Source organism: Buchnera aphidicola (Rhopalosiphum padi) (assembly GCF_005080845.1).
Lineage (GTDB): Bacteria > Pseudomonadota > Gammaproteobacteria > Enterobacterales > Enterobacteriaceae > Buchnera > Buchnera aphidicola_AO.
Map to the genome: position 1 here is coordinate 615,522 of NZ_CP034858.1, position 17,920 is coordinate 633,441.

General features: G+C 24.9%; 16 protein-coding genes, 3 tRNA genes and 2 pseudogenes. 9 read left to right on the forward strand and 12 right to left on the reverse strand.

Translation table 11 applies throughout. The features are described from left to right. Positions 1–39: 39 nt before the first annotated feature. The 4 genes from hslV (at position 40) to D9V76_RS02995 (ending at position 3,427) form a co-directional block, all read left to right on the forward strand. Positions 40–570 carry an ATP-dependent protease subunit HslV gene (gene hslV, locus D9V76_RS02980; protein WP_158337651.1) on the forward strand — a complete coding sequence of 177 codons (531 nt, stop codon included), beginning with the start codon at positions 40–42 and terminating at the stop codon, positions 568–570. An 11-nt stretch (positions 571–581) separates the two neighbouring features. Further along, positions 582–1,913: an HslU--HslV peptidase ATPase subunit gene (hslU, locus tag D9V76_RS02985; RefSeq protein WP_158337653.1), complete on the forward strand. Its 1,332-nt coding sequence runs from the start codon at positions 582–584 to the stop codon at positions 1,911–1,913. Positions 1,914–2,063: 150 nt separating this feature from the next. Continuing rightward, positions 2,064–2,543, forward strand: a complete 480-nt coding sequence (locus tag D9V76_RS02990) for an Hsp20 family protein (RefSeq protein WP_158337655.1) — start codon at positions 2,064–2,066, stop codon at positions 2,541–2,543. 110 nt (positions 2,544–2,653) lie between these two features. Beyond that, the gene (locus D9V76_RS02995) at positions 2,654–3,427 is read left to right on the forward strand and encodes an FAD-binding oxidoreductase (RefSeq protein ID WP_158337657.1); all 774 of its coding nucleotides are present in this window, start codon (positions 2,654–2,656) and stop codon (positions 3,425–3,427) included. 4 nt (positions 3,428–3,431) lie between these two features. On the opposite strand, the gene epmA is transcribed toward D9V76_RS02995, so the two are convergent. After that, complete coding sequence (gene epmA / locus D9V76_RS03000; protein ID WP_158337659.1) at positions 3,432–4,406, reverse strand: elongation factor P--(R)-beta-lysine ligase; 975 nt, start codon at positions 4,404–4,406, stop codon at positions 3,432–3,434. A gap of 107 nt (positions 4,407–4,513) precedes the next feature. On the opposite strand from epmA, the gene coaD reads away from it, so the two are divergent. Beyond that, on the forward strand, positions 4,514–5,017 hold the full coding sequence (coaD, locus tag D9V76_RS03005; protein ID WP_158337661.1) for a pantetheine-phosphate adenylyltransferase: 504 nt from the start codon (positions 4,514–4,516) through the stop codon (positions 5,015–5,017). Between the two features lie 70 nt (positions 5,018–5,087). Here the strand turns inward: coaD and D9V76_RS03190 are convergent, their stop codons facing one another. Both D9V76_RS03190 and D9V76_RS03015 read right to left on the reverse strand, forming a co-directional pair. Further along, the gene (locus tag D9V76_RS03190; RefSeq protein WP_253254722.1) at positions 5,088–6,116 is read right to left on the reverse strand and encodes a hypothetical protein; all 1,029 of its coding nucleotides are present in this window, start codon (positions 6,114–6,116) and stop codon (positions 5,088–5,090) included. Positions 6,117–6,175: 59 nt separating this feature from the next. Next, complete coding sequence (locus D9V76_RS03015; protein WP_158337663.1) at positions 6,176–6,520, reverse strand: hypothetical protein; 345 nt, start codon at positions 6,518–6,520, stop codon at positions 6,176–6,178. 280 nt (positions 6,521–6,800) lie between these two features. On the opposite strand from D9V76_RS03015, the pseudogene D9V76_RS03020 reads away from it, so the two are divergent. Then, positions 6,801–7,540 (forward strand): annotated as a pseudogene (locus D9V76_RS03020) (class I SAM-dependent methyltransferase). A gap of 72 nt (positions 7,541–7,612) precedes the next feature. On the opposite strand, the gene D9V76_RS03025 reads toward D9V76_RS03020, so the two are convergent. The 3 genes from D9V76_RS03025 to dapF all read right to left on the reverse strand — a co-directional run bounded on the left by D9V76_RS03025 (position 7,613) and on the right by dapF (position 11,230). Continuing rightward, positions 7,613–9,085: an inorganic phosphate transporter gene (locus D9V76_RS03025; RefSeq protein ID WP_158337665.1), complete on the reverse strand. Its 1,473-nt coding sequence runs from the start codon at positions 9,083–9,085 to the stop codon at positions 7,613–7,615. 98 nt (positions 9,086–9,183) lie between these two features. Next, positions 9,184–10,425, reverse strand: coding sequence for an MFS transporter (locus tag D9V76_RS03030; RefSeq protein ID WP_158337734.1), 1,242 nt, complete (start codon positions 10,423–10,425; stop codon positions 9,184–9,186). Then, positions 10,406–11,230 (reverse strand): diaminopimelate epimerase, encoded by an 825-nt coding sequence (dapF, locus tag D9V76_RS03035; RefSeq protein WP_216361661.1) that lies wholly within the window; start codon positions 11,228–11,230, stop codon positions 10,406–10,408. The genes D9V76_RS03030 and dapF overlap by 20 nt, the downstream gene beginning before the upstream one ends. A gap of 165 nt (positions 11,231–11,395) precedes the next feature. Here dapF and cyaY point away from each other — a divergent pair, with 165 nt between their 5' ends. The 3 genes and pseudogenes from cyaY (at position 11,396) to D9V76_RS03235 (ending at position 13,541) form a co-directional block, all read left to right on the forward strand. Further along, positions 11,396–11,761, forward strand: a complete 366-nt coding sequence (gene cyaY, locus D9V76_RS03040) for an iron donor protein CyaY (RefSeq protein ID WP_158337669.1) — start codon at positions 11,396–11,398, stop codon at positions 11,759–11,761. 81 nt (positions 11,762–11,842) lie between these two features. Next, positions 11,843–12,787, forward strand: coding sequence for a hydroxymethylbilane synthase (gene hemC, locus D9V76_RS03045; protein ID WP_158337671.1), 945 nt, complete (start codon positions 11,843–11,845; stop codon positions 12,785–12,787). Continuing rightward, positions 12,784–13,541 (forward strand): annotated as a pseudogene (locus D9V76_RS03235) (uroporphyrinogen-III synthase). The gene hemC and the pseudogene D9V76_RS03235 overlap by 4 nt, the downstream one beginning before the upstream one ends. 5 nt (positions 13,542–13,546) lie before the next feature. On the opposite strand, the gene D9V76_RS03060 reads toward D9V76_RS03235, so the two are convergent. The 6 genes from D9V76_RS03060 to rep form a co-directional block, all read right to left on the reverse strand. After that, positions 13,547–13,623 (reverse strand) — tRNA-Pro (locus tag D9V76_RS03060). A 30-nt stretch (positions 13,624–13,653) separates the two neighbouring features. Then, positions 13,654–13,729, reverse strand: a tRNA-His gene (locus D9V76_RS03065). A gap of 65 nt (positions 13,730–13,794) precedes the next feature. Next, positions 13,795–13,869, reverse strand: a tRNA-Arg gene (locus D9V76_RS03070). A 115-nt stretch (positions 13,870–13,984) separates the two neighbouring features. Then, on the reverse strand, positions 13,985–15,244 hold the full coding sequence (rho, locus tag D9V76_RS03075) for a transcription termination factor Rho (RefSeq protein WP_158337677.1): 1,260 nt from the start codon (positions 15,242–15,244) through the stop codon (positions 13,985–13,987). A 155-nt stretch (positions 15,245–15,399) separates the two neighbouring features. Beyond that, on the reverse strand, positions 15,400–15,726 hold the full coding sequence (gene trxA / locus D9V76_RS03080; RefSeq protein ID WP_158337680.1) for a thioredoxin TrxA: 327 nt from the start codon (positions 15,724–15,726) through the stop codon (positions 15,400–15,402). Between the two features lie 120 nt (positions 15,727–15,846). Then, the gene (gene rep / locus D9V76_RS03085; protein WP_158337682.1) at positions 15,847–17,862 is read right to left on the reverse strand and encodes a DNA helicase Rep; all 2,016 of its coding nucleotides are present in this window, start codon (positions 17,860–17,862) and stop codon (positions 15,847–15,849) included. Between the last annotated feature and the right edge of the window lie 58 nt (positions 17,863–17,920).

The window sequence follows — 17,920 nt, forward strand, 5'->3', positions numbered from 1 at the left end:
AAAAAAAACACTAACACATTATTTTTAAGAGGTTTTCTTGTGACCACAATACTGAGTGTAAGATTGAAAAACAAAGTCGTAATCGGAGGTGATGGACAAGCAACTTTAGGCAATACTATTATGAAAAGTAATGTAAAAAAAATTAGAACACTTTATCATGAAAAAGTAATTGCTGGTTTTGCAGGCGGAACTGCAGATGCTTTCACTTTATTTGAAATGTTTGAAAAAAAATTAGCTATGTATCAAGGTCAATTACAACGTGCTGCTATCGAATTAGCAAAAGATTGGAGATCTGATAGAATGCTACGTAAATTAGAAGCTTTGTTAGCAGTCGCCGATAAAGATACTTCATTAATTATTACTGGAAATGGTGATGTAATACAACCTGAAGATGATTTGATCGCAATAGGTTCTGGTGGTTCTTATGCTCAATCAGCAGCACGTGCATTGATTGATAATACTAAACTTAGTGCCAATGAAATCGTAGAAAAATCATTGAATATTGCGGCAAATATTTGTATCTATACTAATCATAGTTTTACTATAAAAGAACTATTTTCAGAAAAATAAGGATTATTTATATGTCTGAAATGACCCCTCCTCAAATTGTATCTGAACTTGACAAATTTATTATTGGTCAAGAAAAAGCAAAAAAAGCTGTTTCTATTGCACTAAGAAATCGTTGGCGTAGAATGCAATTAAACAACGAACTACGTCATGAAATTACTCCTAAAAATATCTTAATGATTGGCCCCACTGGAGTAGGAAAAACAGAAATTGCTAGAAGATTAGCTAAATTAGCTGATTCACCTTTTATAAAAGTAGAAGCGACTAAATTTACTGAAGTTGGATATGTTGGAAAAGAAGTAGATTCTATTATTCGAGATTTAACCGACGCTGCTATTAAAATGATTCGAGTAAAAAATATTGAAAAAAACAAACTTCGAGTTGAAGAAATAGTTGAAGAAAGAATATTAGATATTCTTGTTCCCAGGCCAAAAAACAATTGGACAGAGAACGAAAAAAATGAAAGTCTATTAAACACATTACAAGTATTTCGAAAAAAATTAAGAGAAGGCGTTCTTAATGAAAAGGAAATTGAAATTAATGTCTTAGCTACTACTATGGGCGTAGAAATAATGGCACCTCCTGGTATGGAAGAATTAACAAGTCAATTACAGTCTCTTTTTCAGAATTTAGGGGGTCATAAAAAAAATACAAGACGACTGAAAATAAAAGATGCAATTTTATTATTAAAAGAAGAAGAAGCAGCTAAATTAATAAATCAAGAAGAAATTAAAAAAGAAGCAATTAATGCAGTAGAACAGAATGGTATAGTATTTATTGATGAAATTGATAAAATATGTAAAAGAGGTGACTCTTCTGGTCCAGATATTTCTCGAGAAGGTGTACAAAGAGATTTACTCCCATTAATTGAAGGTTGTACCGTATCAACTAAGTATGGAATGGTTAAGACAGACCATATCTTATTTATTGCATCAGGTGCATTCCAAACATCAACACCGTCTGATTTAATTCCAGAATTACAAGGACGTCTTCCAATTAAAGTGGAATTACAAGCACTGACAATTAATGACTTTGAAAAAATTTTAACTGAACCAACTGCGTCTATTACTGCACAATATAAAGCCCTTATGCAAACAGAAGGTGTATGCATAAATTTTACAAAAGAAGGAATTCGAAATATTGCAGAAGCTGCTTGGAAAGTGAATGAATCTATGGAAAATATTGGAGCTCGTCGTTTACATACAATTTTAGAAAAACTTATGGAAGATATTTCTTTTAATGCTAGTGATAACAATGGTAAAACTATTGAAATTAATGCGGAATATGTTGGAAAACATTTAAATCAACTAATATCTAATGAAGATTTGAGCCGATTTATTTTATAATTTTTTGAAATATTTTTATTATTTATGATAAATAATCATTGAAAAAAAAAAATAAAACCTTATATGAATTAAGACACTCTTTTTAGTTTAAATATTAATTATTAGAACACGAAACTAAAATAAATATATATAATTATAGAAGGAGGTTTTATGTCTTACCGTTCTTTTTCTTTTTTACCAAACATTAACCAAAATAGTGTTTTTTCAAATAGATTCAATCAAATTGATAAAATTTTTAGTACATTAACAGGAGAAAAACCTTTATCAGATACACCAGTGTATGATCTATTTCAAATTGACGAACATAAGTATGAATTAACATTAAGTATTCCTGGATATGAGGAAAAAGAACTAGATATTTCTGTACATAATAGTCAGTTGATAGTACAAGGAAAAAAACAAAACCAAAAAAATAATAACAATAAAACAAAAAAATATTTACATAAAAGTATTATATTAAACGATTTTTCTCTAAATTTTAATTTTGATCATAAAATTCAAGTAAAAAAAGCAGAACTATCTTTAGGACTATTAAAAATTGATTTTGAATGTAAAGTACCAGATGAAGAAAAACCTAAAAAAATATTTATAAATATTCCTAGTAAGGTTACAGAAATTGAGAAAAAATAAAACATAAAATTTTTAAAAAAAATGAATATTTTTTTAAATCAATCATTGTACTTATTTTAAAATAAGTACAATGATTTAAACATCAAAATAATAAAAGAGGAGATAAATTAATGAATCCATGGATTAATGCTAATGTTTTAAAAGTGCATAAATGGACTGAAAATTTATTTAGTCTTATTTTAAATGCATCAATTTCGCCTTTTCAAGCTGGACAATTTACAAAATTAGCTTTAAATGAAGAAAATGCAAATTTTCAAAAAAATATTAAACAGAACAAAATTCAAAGAGCATATTCATTTGTTAATCCTCCTAGTAATAAAAACTTAGAAATTTATATTGTTCGAGTACTTAATGGAAAATTAAGCAATCTTTTATATAATTTAAAATCTGGAGATAATTTATTTATTAAACAAAACTCATTTGGTTTTTTTACCTTAGATGAAATACCTACTTGTAAAACACTATGGATGTTTGCTACTGGAACTGCAATAGGTCCTTATTGTTCTATATTACAAGAAGGGAAAAATATTAATAGATTTAAAAACATTGTATTAATACATGCTGTACGATATAAAAATGAATTAACTTATCTTCCCTTAATGAATAAACTGTATAAAAATTATAATGGAAAACTAAAAATTGAAACAATAGTGAGTAGAGAAAAAATTGATGATTCTTTAAATGGACGAATCCCCTTTTTATTAAAAAATCAAATTTTAGAAAAAAAAATAGGTCTAAAAATTAATTGTAATGATTCTCATGTTATGTTATGTGGAAATCCATATATGGTAAAAGATACATATTTATTTTTAAAAGAAGATCGATTTATGCGAAAACATTTAAGACGTAAACAAGGTCACATTACGATGGAAAATTATTGGTAGTTTTTCAAGAACGATCAAATGAAAAAGACATCACTTGATCAATACTTTTTTTATTTAATGCTATCATAATTAAACGATCTAATCCTATAGCTACTCCTGAACAAAACGGTAAACCATTTTTCATCGCATTTAAAAAGTGTTCATCTATTTTTTGTTTAGGAAAGTTCATATCACAACGTTTTTTGTTATCTTTTATAAAACGTTTTTTTTGTTCAAAATAATCTGTTAATTCATAAAAACCATTTCCTAGTTCAATTCCTTTAAAAAAAATTTCAAATCTTTCTGAAACACGATTATCTTCTTTGTTTACAGCAGAAAGCGAAGCTTGTTCTAAAGGAAAATGATAGACAAATAATGGTTTTTCTTTTCCAAGAAAAGGTTGTATTTGCAATGTAAAGAGCATTTCTATTAATTTATTTAAATCATTTTCAAGATAAGTTAAATGTTCTAATTTAAATTTTTTGCAACATTCAAATAATTCAGATAAATTAGTAGATAAAGGATCTATTTGTAAAAATTTTATAAATATTTCCTGATAAGAAATTTTATCTGATTTATCAAAATTTAATATTTTTTGAAAAAAAAAATCTATTTCTTCAATCATTTTTTCCATAGAAAAAGAAATTTGATACCATTCAAGCATAGTAAATTCTGGATTATGATATTGACCAAATTCTTGATTTCTAAAACTATGACAAATTTGATATATAGATCCACTTCCTGCTGATAATAAACGTTTCATATGATATTCTGGACTAGTAATTAACCACAATTTAGTTTTTTTAACATCATTATTACAAGAAAAATAGTTGGTTTCAAATGGCATTAAATTTATATCTGTTACTGCTGATTGAGATAAAGTTGGAGTTTCTACTTCCATAACGTTTTTTTTTAGAAAGAATGAACGGATATTAGCAATAATTTTTGATCTCTTTATTAAATCTTTAATAGAAGCACTAGGCTTCCATTTTTTTTTCATATGTTTTCCTTTATAAAAAATAATAATCTTAATTATTAAAAAATATTATATATTTAATAAATGACTTAAACATGATTAATTTGTAGATAAAAAAAATAAATAAAAAAATGAAAAAAATTGCAATATACCCAGGTACATTTGATCCAATTACATACGGACATTTAGATGTTATAACACGTGCAACAAAAATTTTTGATAATATAACTATTGCTATTTCAAATAATCTAAATAAAAAAACTATTTTTAATTTGAAAGAACGAATAAAATTAACTAAATTAGCTACATTGCATCTTAAAAATATAAAAAAAGTAATTGGATTTGATGGTTTACTCGCTCATTTAGCAAAAAAAGAAAAAACTAATATTTTAATTAGAGGAGTAAGAACAATATTCGATTTTGATTACGAAATAAAATTAGCAGCTATAAATAAACAAATTTATCCCGATTTGGATAGTATTTTTTTTCTTTCTTCTAAAGAAGTTTCTTTTATATCTTCATCTTTTGTAAAAGAAATAGCAAAATATAAAGGTAATGTTAAACCATATCTTCCTAAAGAGATACACTGTGCTTTATTAAAAAAATTCAAAGATATTTCTAATATAGAAATGTAATTTTTTAAAAAAATAGGGTATATAAAATATACCCTATTTTATTTTTTCAAAACATATTTATGTTAAAAAATTAATGCATAAAATGTGAAAACTTTATTATTGGTGAATTTTTAGAAGGAAGAATTATACTTGTGCGTATTCCAAAAGAATAGTATGGCTGCGTAGAATTTTCATCTTTCGAACGTAAATTAGATAAATTAGTAGCAACTAATTTTATTTGATTATTATCTATATGTGTGATTGTATAAATATTTCTTGAATTTATAATTTGATATTGATTTATTTCCGGATGTTCAGAAAGCAACTGAAGATAAGATTGACTTAATATTTTTGGATGTGCATATGCAGAAATCAGTTTTTGATCCATAACATTTGGAACTATTTTTTTAAATTTTTCTATCATATCTTCTTTATTCGTAGAACAAATTAAATTTCCATCGACAACAAAAAGAGATGAATGAAAATCTGTCATGAAATCTTCATGTAATTCTTGAGAAGAAGATTTTAATTTTTCATATATTTTTTGAAAATGCCTCATAGTAGAAAAAACGTTTTCAGGTGATAAATCTAATCTATCTGAAACTGTCCAAACGCTGTTATCTGTAAAATATTTGTAATGAGACTTTTCAATTGTTCTATTCATTCTATCTTTAAATTTTTGATTGACTTTTAAAGTACCTTCTCTGACTTCTATATCAAAACTTTCATCTAAATTAAATGGATACCATGTATTTAAATTTTCTTTTTTAGGAACCATAACATGAAGATCTGGGAAGGAGCTTTCATATTCAGGATGATTGGGATTATTATTTAATTTATTAACTACTTTCAATCTTCCTTGTTCTTTAACTTTTTCAATTATAGTATGTATAAAAAATTTTGAAGATTCGATTGTTTTATTTAATTCTTCAACTTGTTCCATCAAGTGGTCAATTTTTTTACTTGTTTCTTTAGTTGATTCTGTTGGTTCTGAGAATAATGCACATCCTGCATCAAAAATTTTTAAAAAAGTTGTACCATTAAAAAGATTTATAGTTTCATTTTTAATTGTCTCATAGGCGCTAAGTACAGTATTTTTTACTGTATTCAGAGAATCCATGAGTTGTTTTTTTAAATTAATGTCTTTAATAGTTTCTTGGATTTTTTCTTGAATTTTTTTTAGTATATCGAGTGGATTATAGGTAGTACTTTCAGAAGAGGATTCAGAAGGGGATTCAGAAGAAGTTTTTTTTTCATATTTAACAAATCATTGAATTTTAATAAATAATCTTCATAAAATTCTTCGAAATCAATTGAATTTTTTTTATTTTGATTTTCAATATAATTGATTGAAACTTTAGTACTGCTAATAGGATATTTTTTTTCTTCTATTAAACCTTTTGAAGTATTTTTAATATTTTTTAATGATTTATTGGATAATTCATCAATTTTAATTTTTAATTTTTTATTTTGATCAAAACGTGTTGGATTTAATTTATCAACTAGAGTAACATTAGATGACATAATTTTTTTTCCTTTTTTTAATTTACTATCTTAGTTTTAGCGGGAATTTTTTTTCAAAAATGTAAATTAAATTTTTAAAAACAAAGAACTGGATTATTAATTTTTTACAATTTTAAATTTTTAAAAATATATGAAAAAAATTAATTTTTATAATTTTAAAACTAAATTTTTTTAAAGTTAACATTTTAATAAAAAAAAGCAAAAATAAAAAACATTTAATTTACATTATAAATTGCATTTTTAAAAAGTCAATTAATTAATACTAAAAAATAAAAACATTATGAATATATATTTAATGATCAATCACAAAAATCAAAGAATACAAAATTTAATTGATGAACATTGTTTAAATCACGATAAAGACTGTTCTATGGCTTTAATAATGAATTCGAATTCTTTAGAATTATATGATCGTTCAACACCTCAAAAGAAATCTATAAAAATTGATTTTACTTCAAAAAAAAATAACTATAGATGTTTAAAGTTTAAAAAAAAAATGAAATTATTTCTAAAGCTATAGGAATAAAAAAAAACTATTTTCCTTTTGTTTTAGATGCAACAGCAGGATTGGGACAAGATGCTTTTTTTCTTTCTTTTTTAGGATGTTACGTTGTTATGATAGAACATCATCCTGTAATTGCAGCTTTATTAAAAGATGGTTTAGAAAGAGGCTATAAAGATGAAAAAATTGGTTTTTGGTTAAAAAAAAGACTACATTTAATTTTTAATAATAGTTTAAATATGCTTAATCTGTCAATTTTACAACCTGATGTGATTTATTTAGATCCAATGTATCCGACTAATAAAAAAAAATCTCTTCCTAAAAAAAATATGCAATTTTTAAGAAAATTAATAAAAAAAAATGATGAATCGAAAAATTTATTACACGTCGCTAGAAAATTTGCAAAAAAGAGAATTGTTGTAAAACGACCATCTTACGCTAATCCTATATCCAATGATAAGGTAGACTTTATTATCAGTAATAAACATCATCGTTTTGATATATATCTCCCTTATTAAAAAAAATAGGAGTACGTTTTACAACAAAATGTACTCCTATATTAGAAATATTATCGATCTTTTAAAATTTTTTTATATTAATAAAAGAGCGATCCAATAAAAAAAACTAGATAATAAAATCGAAACAGGTAAAGTTAATATCCAAGCAAGAGCAATATTTTTTATTGTACTAATTTGAATTCCATCTCCATCACTTAACATTGCTCCAGCTACAGATGAAGATAAAATATGTGTTGTAGATACTGGTATTCCTGTATAACTTGCTATACCAATTGATAAAGAAGCTGTTATTTGTGCTGACATAGCTTGTGCATATGTCATTCTTTTTTTTCCTATTTTTTCACCAATAGTTATTACTATACGTTTCCAACCAATCATTGTACCTACAGATAAAGAAAGTGCAATAATTAATATTATCCACATTGGTGCATATTCAATTGTTTTGAGTATATCTTCTTTACTTTTTTTTAAAAAATTTTTTTCTTCTTTAGAAATATTTAAAATATGTATTGTTTGATCAATATTTTCAGAAAGAGAAAGCAAAAAATGACGTAATTTAAATCTTTTTTGTATATTTAATTCATTATAATTATATATATCCTTTAATAACAATTTAGTTTTTTTTATTTTTTTTATAATATGAAAATAATTATAATTTTTTGTTATATTACTAATTTTTTTTTGATGATTAATAGTTTTAATTATTTTATCTTTGTTTTTTGAATAGTATTCATATAAATGATTAATTGTATTCTTTGTATAAATAATTTCTTTTTTAGATGCATTTAAATTTACTAAGAAACCATATGGTGCAATTCCTATAAGAACAAGCATTAATAAACCAATTCCTTTTTGACCGTCGTTTGCACCATGTGCATAACTTACTCCAATAGATGATAAAATCAAAGCAATTTTAATTAAAAAGGGTGGTTTTTTTTTCCCGTCTTTTTTTTCTCGTTCTAACGGAGTCATATAAATACGATAAAAATTTTTTTTCTTTTTTAAAAAAAAACGTAATAAAAATATTAAAACACCAGAAATTATTAATCCTACAATAGGAGAAAAAATAAGAGATAAAAAAACATTTGTCATTTTAGGAATATTTAATGCATTTACTAAAGATGAACCGGTAGTGAATGCATTAGTCAAACCAACTCCAATTATTGCTCCAATAAGTGAATGTGAACTTGAGGCTGGTAAACAAAAATACCAGGTAGATAAATTCCATAGTATAGCTGCCAATAACATAGAAAAAACCATGGCGAGAGCATTTTTTGAATTAGTGTTTAATAATAAATCATTAGGCAACAAGTGAACAATCGCATATGCAACTGTTAAACCTCCAAGCAAAACACCAAGAAAATTAAACAAACCAGACATCATAACTGCAAAATGAGCTGAGGTTGCACGTGTATAAATTAATGTTGAAACAGCATTTGCTGTATCGTGAAATCCGTTAATAGCTTCATAACACAATACAAAAAATAAAGCTAGTAAAACAAATAAACTATGATTCAAATCAGAATAAGAAAATAAATATAGCATAATCTTTAAGCCATTTTGATGAATTGAACTAAGTTTATTATCTGTGAGAAACCGTGTTAGAGGAAAGTAAAATATAAATTTTATTTAAAAAAATTAAATTATTTTTCTAATTTTAAAGATAAAAAGATTCCAAAAATTAAAATAATTATAATAAAGGATGAAATACCTGTCCATTTTGAATAAAACCAAAAAAACCCCCCGAAAGTACCAAATATACTTGATCCTAAATAATAGAAAAATAGATATAAAGAAGTTGCTTGAACTTTAGCAATCTTTGCGAAAGAACTAATCCAAGTACTTGCAATAGAATGAGATGCAAAAAATCCACCTGAAAATACTACTAATCCTAAAACAATCATGAAAATCTGATTACATTGTGTAATTAATAAACCTAAAATCATTAAAAATAATGCTATTCTTAATATACTGCTTCGATGATATTGATTTATTAAAATACCAGCTTTAGGAGAACTATAGACTCCAGTTAAATAAATAATAGATAGAAACCCTGTAGTTGAAGAAGATAAAAAAAATGGTGATAACATTAATCGGTATCCAATATAATTAAAAACTGTAATAAAACTACCCATTAAAACAAATCCTATTGCAAACAGGATAAATAACGTTGGATTTTTTAAATGCAAGTAAAAATTTTTTAAAAACTTATGAAGATCTATAGAAATAGGATGAAAGTTTTTTGACGATGGTAAAAAATATAAAAAAAGACAGGATGATATTAAAGAAAAAAAACCAATTGTTATAAGTGCAATATTCCAAGAAAAATACTCTGCCAAAAAACTACTTAAAAGTCTTCCAGAACATCCACCTATAGTATTCCCACTAATATATAGACCCATACAAAATGATACAGATTCTGGATGTACTTCTTCAATAATATAAGTCATAGCAACAGCAACAACCCCACTTAATGCTAATCCAGTTAAAGAACGAAGTAAAACAATAATTATCCAATTGTTTGTAGTAGAGCATATTATAGTAAGTATTGCTGCAATGAACAAAGAAGACGACATAATTGATTTTCGACCAATTCTATCTGATAACGGTCCAATAAATAATGTTCCAATAGCCATTGTTGCAGTTGCTGCTGATAAAGACAAACTACTTTCTGTTGCAGTTAAGGAAAATTGTTTAGAAAATACTGGTAAAATTGATTGTACGCAATATAAAATAGAAAAACTAGAAAAACCGCCTAAAAAAAGAGATAAAACAATTTGATTGAATTTTTTTGTATTTTTTTTTTTAATAGCATTTTTTGTTTTCCAAAAGTATAAAAAACATTTTTTAAATAAAAAATGTCTTTTATATGTATATATATCCATCGTAAACATGATGTGCTGGCCCTATCATATAGAGAGGATAGTTAAAACCTTTCCATTTGATTGTCAAATTTCCACCTAATAAATCTACTTTAACAGTATCATAAAGAAGATTTTTAGCAATACCAATTGCAACTGCTGCACATGCACCACTACCACAAGACCGAGTTTCACCCACATCACGTTCATAAACTCTTAATTGGATATGGTTTTTATTTATAATTTTCATAAAACCTACATTTACTCCTTTAGGGAATATTGAATCTTTTTCTAAAAATTTACCAATTTTTTCTACAGGTGCATTGTTTATCGATTCTACTTGAATAACACAATGAGGATTTCCCATAGATACTAAACTACATGTTAAATTTTTATTCAAAAGTTTTGTAGAGAAATTTTTTAATATAATTTTTTTTGAAATAGGTATTTCTTCTGCTTTGAAATTAGGTTCATTCATATTCACTTTAATATTATTATTAGATATAAATTTAATAAAAATATATTTTTTATTAGTACTCAATCTAATCTTTTTTTTGTTAACCAAACCTTTTAAAAAAAGAAATAAACCTACGCATCGAGCACCATTTCCACATTGTTCGACTTCATTTCCATTAGAGTTAAAAATACGATAATGAAAATCAAATTTGGAATTATTTGATTTTTCAATTAATAATAATTGATCAAAACCGATTCCAGTATTTCGATCAGACAAATTTTTGATAATTGATTTAGTTAGAATAAAATCTTGTTTAATTGATTCAATGACCATAAAATCGTTACCTAAACCATGCATTTTAGAAAAACTAATTTTTTTCTTGTTTTTATCATTTAAAAACATGTTTTTTCCTAATAGTTGTTTGTTTTTCTTATAGGTAAATTCTTTAAAAAAAAAGATAAAATAAAGAAAATATAATTTATTAAAAATTATCTTTTAACTTAATATAATAAAATTTATTATTCAAGGATATAAAAAATGAAAAAAAATATAATTTTTACTGAAATAAATAATAATTTTTATAAATTAGTAGATGATTTATTTGCAAAGATAGAAGATAATTTAAATTTTTATGACAATACAATCGATATTGACTATGAAATACAAGATTATGTTATGACTATCACTTTTTTAAATAAAAGTATAATTGTAATTAATAAACAAGAACCATTACAACAAATATGGTTAGCTACAAAATTAAATGCGTATCATTTTAATTATAAAATAGATAAATGGATTTGTAATCGTAGTAATAAAAATTTTTGGGAAATATTTGAAAAGTCATGCTCCATGCAATCAAATAAAAATTTGGTTTTTTCTGATGTTAAAAGAATTCAAAAATAAAAAATAATTTTTTATTTTCGATAGATATTTTTAACTACTTAAAATACTAAATAATATTTCTATACTAATATGAATTGTAATATGCGAAAAAAAATATTAAGAATTGCTACTAGAAAAAGTCCTTTAGCTTTAGAACAGACTAAATACGTACAAAAAAAATTATTATCCCTATATCCAGATTTAAATATAAAAATAATACCTATTGTTACTCATGGAGATAATATTTTAAATAAATCTCTGTCTAAAATTGGAGGAAAGGGTTTATTTATAAAAGAATTAGAATTCGCCCTTCTTGAAAACAAAGCGGATATTGCTATACATTCTATGAAAGATCTTCCTGTTCATATTACGAAAGAATTGTGTTTAATTAGTATATGTAAAAGAGGGAATGCATTAGATTCGTTAATTTCTAATCATTATCAATCTATTAGTCATTTACCGAAAGGCGCAGTAGTTGGTACATCTAGTTTAAGAAGACAATGTCAATTAATTACTTATCGACCAGATTTAATTGTATCTCCCTTAAGGGGTAATGTAGAAACAAGAATAGCTAAATTAGATGAAGGTAAATATGATGCAATTATTTTAGCTGCTGAAGGGTTAAATAGGTTAAATTTAAAACATAGAATTACTCAAATCATACCTGCTGAATTATCGCTTCCTCCTTGCGGACAAGGTGCTATTGGAATACAATCTAGATTACATGATAAAAAAATATTATTTTTTTTATCACGTTTAAATCATTTTAATACTTTTATTGAAATAAATGCAGAAAGAGCATTTTGCAAGAAATTAGAAGCTGGTTGTCAAATTCCAATTGGAAGTTATGCGATTTTAAAAAAGAAAAAAATTTGGCTCAGAGGATTAGTCGGTTCACCAGATGGTGAAATAATATTAAAAGGTGAAAGATTTGGTTGGTATAACACTGCAGAAGAAATGGGTTATTCTTTAGCAAAAGAGTTAATTAATAATGGTGCAAGAAAAATTTTAGATAATTTTTATATAAAAAAATCACATTACATATGAAAATATTAGTTACGAGACCATCTCCGGAAGGAGAGGAACTAGTGTATAATTTAAATAATATAGGAATATTTTCTTTGCATTTTTCTTTATTTGATTTTTATCCAAGTAAAGGTAAAAATAGTATATCGAAAAAAATTTATGAATTATATATATCAGATATAATTCTGATTTTTTCTAAAAAATCTATTTATTATATAAATATGTATTTTAAAAAAAATAATTTAATATGGCCTATATATCCAAAATATTATGCTATCGGTAAAAGTACAGCTCTTATTTTACAAAAATATGTTAAAAAAAAGATTTTTTTTCCTAAAAATAAAGAAAATAGTGAAAATTTATTAAGTATTTTATGTCAAAATAATCTTTTAAAAAAAAAATTATTTTATTACAAGGAAGAAATGGAAGGAAATTAATAAAAAAATATTTAGTAAAAAAGGGTTTTAATATATCTGTTGTTGAATGCTATAAAAGAATTTTTAAAGTTATAGATATTTTTGAAGAAGTAAAAAAATGGCGTTATTGGAAGATAAACACACTTGTAGTAACAAGTAGTGAAATATTGAAAAGATTAGATAAAAAAGTTTCGGTTTTTGATAAAAATGAATGGTTATTTGGATGCAAAATATTTGTTATTGGAAATAGATTGGCGAAAATAGCAAAAGAAATGGGTTGGAACGACATAGTTGTTTCTGATAATGCAAATAACAATGATTTACTTAAATTAATTAGTAAGACAAATGATAGGAATTAATTTTTTGGTCGGCGAAAGAGGATTTGAACCTCTGACCTACTGGTCCCAAACCAGTTGCGCTACCAAGCTGCGCTATTCGCCGTAAAATTAAAATATTTAATTATTTATTTTTTGGGGTGGCTAATGGGACTTGAACCCATGACCACTGGAATCACAATCCAGAACTCTACCAACTGAGCTATAGCCACCAAAATTTCGTTATTTTTTTAAATATTTTTTTAAATATTGTTGTTTGTTATTATTTTATAAAAAGTGCGCTCGACAGGATTTGAACCTGATACCTCTACCTTCGGAAGATAGCGCTCTATCCAAAATGAGCTACGAGCGCATTCAAAATAAAACTAAACTAGATTAGTTTAAGATTAATAATCTTTATTGTCCAGTTTTTTTTTAAAAATTTTAAAAAACAAAAATAACATAAAATAAAAAAATATTTTAAATATTTATGAACGTTTCATCATATCAAAAAATTCATCGTTTGTTTTTGTCATAGATAATTTATTTAATAAAAATTCCATTGCATCTATTTCGCTCATAGGATGAATAATTTTTCTTAAAATCCACATTTTTTGTAATTCATCTGGTAAAGTTAATAATTCTTCTTTCCTAGTTCCAGATCGATTGTAATCAATAGCGGGAAAAACACGTTTTTCTGCTATTTTTCTTGACAATGGAAGTTCCATATTTCCTGTTCCTTTAAACTCTTCGTAAATAACTTCATCCATTTTTGATCCTGTATCAACTAAAGCTGTTGCAATGATTGTTAGACTTCCTCCTTCTTCTACATTTCGAGCGGCACCAAAAAATCTTTTAGGTCTATGTAAAGCGTTAGCGTCTACTCCTCCTGTTAAAACTTTTCCTGATGCTGGAACAACTGTATTATAAGCACGTGCTAAACGAGTAATAGAATCAAGTAATATAATAACGTCTTTTTTATGTTCTACTAATCTTTTTGCTTTTTCAATAACCATTTCAGCAACTTGAACGTGTCTTGATGCAGGTTCATCAAAAGTAGATGCCACTACTTCTCCTTTAACTAATCTTTGCATTTCAGTGACTTCTTCTGGTCTTTCATCAATTAGTAAAACCATTAATACACAATCTGGATGATTATAAGCTATACTTTGCGCAATATTTTGTAAAAGTATCGTTTTTCCTGCTTTTGGTGGCGCTACAATTAAACCTCTTTGACCTCGTCCAATAGGTGAAGCTAAATCAAGAACTCTTGCGGTTAAATCTTCAGTTGAACCGTTTCCTCTTTCCATTCTCAATCTAGAATTAGCATGTAAGGGTGTTAAATTTTCAAATAAAATTTTGCTTCTAGCATTTTCAGGTTTGTCATAATTTACTTCGTTAACTTTAAGTAGAGCGAAATATCTTTCACCTTCTTTTGGCGGTCTTATTTTTCCGGAAATAGTATCACCGGTACGTAAATTAAATCTACGAATTTGACTTGGTGAAACGTATATATCGTCAGGACCAGCTAAATAAGAACTATCAGCAGAACGCAAAAAACCAAATCCATCTTGTAATATTTCTAAAACACCGTCTCCAAATATATCTTCTCCACTTTTTGCATGTTGTTTAAGGATGGCAAAAATAATATCTTGTTTACGCATACGCGCTAAATTTTCCAACCCCATTTTTTCACCAAGAGTAATTAATTCAGAAACTGGCATATTTTTAAGTGCGGTAAGATTCATAATGGTGGGTTCTTAGTAAAATCGGGGTAAATCTCGAAATGATAACTGTAATATAAATTATAAATTTTTTTGTTTTCATTAATAAATTTTTCATAAAATTGAATTCAATTTTTTAAAAAAAAATTAATTAATTATATTTATAAATATATAAATATTTATTGAATATTTTCATCTAAAAAATCTTTGAGTTGTATTTTAGAAATTGCTCCAACTTTAGTGGCAAGAACCTCTCTTTCATGAAATAATAGTAACGCCGGAATTCCTCGAATAGAATAGATAGGAGCAGTATTTGGATTTTTTTCAATATTTAATTTTCCAAATTTGATTTTATCAAAGTATTCTTGTGCCACTTCTTCTAAAATAGGAGCTAATATTTTACATGGATTACACCATTCTGCCCAGAAATCAACTAATACAAAATTTTTTGATTGTAATACTTCTTCTTCAAAATTTTGGTCAGTAAGTTCGATTATTTTCTTCATTTTTTATTTTACTCTATAATTTAATAATAAAAAAATCTCAATTTATTTAATTAATGTTATTATAATATCATTTTTAACAATTGATTTAAACTAAAATTAAATAATTTTAATTATCTCAAATTAGATATTTTTTTTATTTTTTAAGATCTTTTTTAAATTTTTTATATTTTTTTCTTCTTCATAAGATTTATGTAAATAAGTGTCTTTATCCCATTGTAAATCTTCTTGAGGAAGCTCAAATAAAAATCTACTAGGAGCTGTATGTAATTTTTGTCCATATTGAATTCTAGTTTGACAATACGTAAAAAATAATTGTTTTTTTGCTCTTGTCATGCCTACATAAGTTAATCTTCTTTCTTCTTCTATATTATCATTATTAATACTTTTTATATTAGGTAGTATACCTTCATTCATACCAATTATAAATACTGAAGAAAATTCTAGTCCTTTAGATGAATGTAATGTCATCAATTGTACTTGATTTTTTTGAATTTGATTTATTTTTGTTTTTTTTTCTAAGACGTCTCGTAATGTCATTTTTTTAACAATTTGAAATAAGTTCATTGGTTTTTCAAATTCATTCCCTTGTAACATATCTTTTAACCAATTTGATAATGTATAAATGTTATTTATACTTTTTTTGATTTTCTTGGGTTCTTTTAAAATTTTAGTTAACCATAGTTCATATTTAATATCATTAATAATATTGTCTAATATGTTATGTGGTTTAAGATTTGATAATTCAATTGTTTTTTTTATCCAAGAAATAAAATTTTTTATTTTTTCTACAGTTTTTTGTTTTAAGATTTTTTTTATTTCTATATCATTACTTATTTGAAAAAGACTTTTATTTTTTTTAATAGCTAATTCTTCTAACTTATTTAGTGTAGTTAATCCTATTTTACGATGAGGAATGTTTAGAATTCTCATAAATGCATAATTGTCATCTGGATTAATAATTAAACGAAGATAGCTTAATAAATCTTTTATTTCAGGACGAGAAAAAAATGATGAACTAGTAGAAATATCATAGGGAATATTTTTTTTTAATAAGGTTTTTTCAAGAATTTGAGATTGATAATTACCACGATATAATATAGCGTAATCTTTATATTGTATTATATCTTCAGAACATTGATTAATTATTTTATCCACTATTTTTTCTGCTTCGTTTTCTTCATTTTTTCCAATTATAATTTTTATTTTATTACCGTATTTTAGAGTAGAAAATAAATTTTTTTTAAAATAATGCAAGTTATTCGAGATTAATTTATTTGCTGCTTTAAGTATTCTCCCATAAGAACGATAATTTTGTTCCATTTTTATGACTTTTAAATTAGGGAAGTCTTCTTTTAATAAAAAGATATTTTGAGGTTTTGCTCCTCTCCATGAATATATCGATTGATCATCATCTCCTACTAAAGTAAAATTTGAATTGATATTAGTAAGCATTTTTATTAGTTCATATTGACTGTTATTTGTATCTTGATATTCATCTACTAATAGATAAGAAATTTTTTTTTGCCAACGATTTTGTATAATTTGATTATCTTTTAATAAAACTGTTGGTATACAAATTAAATCATCAAAATCTAATATGTTAGATTCACGTAAATAAAGACTATATTGCTTGTAAAAAGATGCAAAATCTTTTTCTAAATTTGATTTTGCTGATAATTGAACTTGTAAAGGGGTAAGAAATTTATTTTTCCAAAAAGAAATCATGAAAACTAATTTTTTTAACAATTTTGCATCATTTTTTATATTTTTGTTGCATATTTTTTTTAATAAAATCATTTGATCTTTTTCATCAAATAGCGAAAAATTAGAATTAAATTCTAATGTATTAATTTCTTTTTTAATAATTTCCAATCCAAGTGAATGAAAAGTTGAAATAATCATTTTTCTTATCTGCAAAAGACTCAAATGTTTTGAAAGACGAACTTTTATTTCATGAGCAGCTTTATTAGTAAAGGTAACAGCAATAATATTTCCCGGTTTATATTGACAATAATTTATTAAATAAATAATTTTATTGATAATAACTTTTGTTTTCCCTGAACCAGCCCCTGCTAATATCAAGCAGGGACCATGAATAAGTTCTATGGCATTTTTTTGATTAAAATTAAGAGGCATAAAATAATAATTTCAGATTGATTAAATAATTAATTTTTAAAATTCTTAATAAAGGTAA

Coding starts and splice junctions, on each gene's coding strand:
- hslU (WP_158337653.1), top strand. CDS start 582: ATGTCTGAAATGACCCCTCCTCAAATTGTATCTGAACTTGACAAATTT.
- D9V76_RS02990 (WP_158337655.1), top strand. CDS start 2,064: ATGTCTTACCGTTCTTTTTCTTTTTTACCAAACATTAACCAAAATAGT.
- D9V76_RS02995 (WP_158337657.1), top strand. CDS start 2,654: ATGAATCCATGGATTAATGCTAATGTTTTAAAAGTGCATAAATGGACT.
- epmA (WP_158337659.1), bottom strand. CDS start 4,406: ATGAAAAAAAAATGGAAGCCTAGTGCTTCTATTAAAGATTTAATAAAG.
- coaD (WP_158337661.1), top strand. CDS start 4,514: ATGAAAAAAATTGCAATATACCCAGGTACATTTGATCCAATTACATAC.
- D9V76_RS03190 (WP_253254722.1), bottom strand. CDS start 6,116: ATGGATTCTCTGAATACAGTAAAAAATACTGTACTTAGCGCCTATGAG.
- D9V76_RS03015 (WP_158337663.1), bottom strand. CDS start 6,520: ATGTCATCTAATGTTACTCTAGTTGATAAATTAAATCCAACACGTTTT.
- D9V76_RS03025 (WP_158337665.1), bottom strand. CDS start 9,085: ATGCTATATTTATTTTCTTATTCTGATTTGAATCATAGTTTATTTGTT.
- D9V76_RS03030 (WP_158337734.1), bottom strand. CDS start 10,425: ATGGATATATATACATATAAAAGACATTTTTTATTTAAAAAATGTTTT.
- cyaY (WP_158337669.1), top strand. CDS start 11,396: ATGAAAAAAAATATAATTTTTACTGAAATAAATAATAATTTTTATAAA.
- hemC (WP_158337671.1), top strand. CDS start 11,843: ATGCGAAAAAAAATATTAAGAATTGCTACTAGAAAAAGTCCTTTAGCT.
- rho (WP_158337677.1), bottom strand. CDS start 15,244: ATGAATCTTACCGCACTTAAAAATATGCCAGTTTCTGAATTAATTACT.
- trxA (WP_158337680.1), bottom strand. CDS start 15,726: ATGAAGAAAATAATCGAACTTACTGACCAAAATTTTGAAGAAGAAGTA.
- rep (WP_158337682.1), bottom strand. CDS start 17,862: ATGCCTCTTAATTTTAATCAAAAAAATGCCATAGAACTTATTCATGGT.